The sequence below is a fragment of the Rhodococcus sp. T2V genome (genome assembly GCF_029269925.1).
Taxonomy (GTDB): Bacteria; Actinomycetota; Actinomycetes; order Mycobacteriales; family Mycobacteriaceae; genus Rhodococcus_F; species Rhodococcus_F koreensis.
Genome location: NZ_JARJBD010000291.1, coordinates 1 through 1,412 on the forward strand (window position 1 = coordinate 1; position 1,412 = coordinate 1,412).

At 71.1% G+C, this 1,412-nt stretch carries 1 protein-coding gene and 1 pseudogene; both read left to right on the forward strand.

What is annotated here, in order from left to right; genetic code table 11:
• Positions 1–178 precede the first annotated feature (178 nt).
• A pseudogene (locus P3H15_RS53950) lies at positions 179–359 on the forward strand (class II glutamine amidotransferase); the annotation flags it as partial.
• A 379-nt stretch (positions 360–738) separates the two neighbouring features.
• Entirely contained in the window at positions 739–1,302 is a 564-nt protein-coding gene (locus tag P3H15_RS53955) for an HD domain-containing protein (protein WP_276144815.1), read from the forward strand.
• Positions 1,303–1,412: the final 110 nt, after the last annotated feature.

Here is a 1,412-nt window from a genome sequence, read left to right on the forward strand (position 1 = left end):
CATTCTCCCACACCGCCAACCCCCACCGCCTCGATAAATCAGCGGGCTCCTAGGGCCGCCCCCCGTCAGCGAGCTTGGCGGGGTCTCGGACGGATCGCCGGAACTGCCCACTCGCGCTCGCCGCTGCGGGAAGTGACGCGACGGCGCCGCACACCGGATCCAACATGCGGCAATCGCATCGCTTTTCTTCTCCACAGGGATCTCCCGGCTGCAGGCCCTGCACCCCGAGGTGGAGGTGGTTCACCGATTGGGCGGGGAGACCCGACGTGGTCTCCGAACCGTTGCGCGACCTCCCGGGTGCGTGGAACGAGGTCCCCGATTCCGCTGCCGGCGTCGTCCGACCGAGAGACGACGACCTCGCCCGTTGCAGCCGATTCCACCCACCTGAGTCGAACCTCGCGATTGCCCGCCTACGCTCGCGGATCCAGGTCCGATCAACTGGGATTCTGCGCTCCGGGAGTATGCGCGCCACGGTGATCCGCGCGGTCCGCTGTCCCGGGCGACTGATCCGATTCCCGGCACAGACCCGACTCCACGCCACGCCACGCCACCGTCCGTCGGAGGCGCCCGGCGATGCACTCGCACCGGCGCCTCGACTGCAGGTCCGCCCCCGCCGAGGAGAAGCGGCGAACCCCGTCCGGAGGCTGTCGGCGCGAGATATCGTGTGAGCCCGACACCAGGACCGCCTGTGCGGTGGTAGGCCCGGGTGTCGATCAGCGCCGTGCGGGAGGTGTGGACATGGCCGAAGATGCGACGTCGGCACCGCTGGCGCCCCGCGCCCAGGCGCTGACACTGCGCATCCTGGCCCGCGACCGCGTGCGTGTCGACCACAGCGCGTCGGTCGCCGCCCACGCACTGGCGCTCGCACCCACGGTCCCGGCCGCCGATCGGGACACGTTGGTGGCCGCAGCGTGGCTGCACGACATCGGCTACGCCACCGAGCTGGGCGAGACCGGGTTTCACCCGCTCGACGGCGCCCGCTACTTGCAAGCCCAGGGGTGGCCGGCCCGAGTGTGCGGCCTGGTCGCTCATCACTCCGGCGCCCGGTTCGTCGCCGCCGTCATCGGCCTGGGCGAGCAACTGAGCCAGTTCGCCTTCGTCGAGGACGCAGTCTCGGACGCGCTGACCGTCGCCGATCAGACGACCGGACCACACGGCGAGGCGCTGAGCCTGGACCAGCGGCTGCGCGAGAAGCATGACCGGCACGGCCCCGACTCCGCCGCCGCCCGCGCGCAACCTCAACGCGACCCCTACCTGCGGGCCGCCGCCGACCGAGTCGAGCAACGCCTGCGGCTGCACTGAACCCGCCGCCTGGTAGCGGAGACCGGCACCGGCCCCATGCCGCCGCATTGCACACCTGTCAAGGGACATTGGTTTCTGCCCACGGGCGGACACGAAACCTGCCCGTAGGC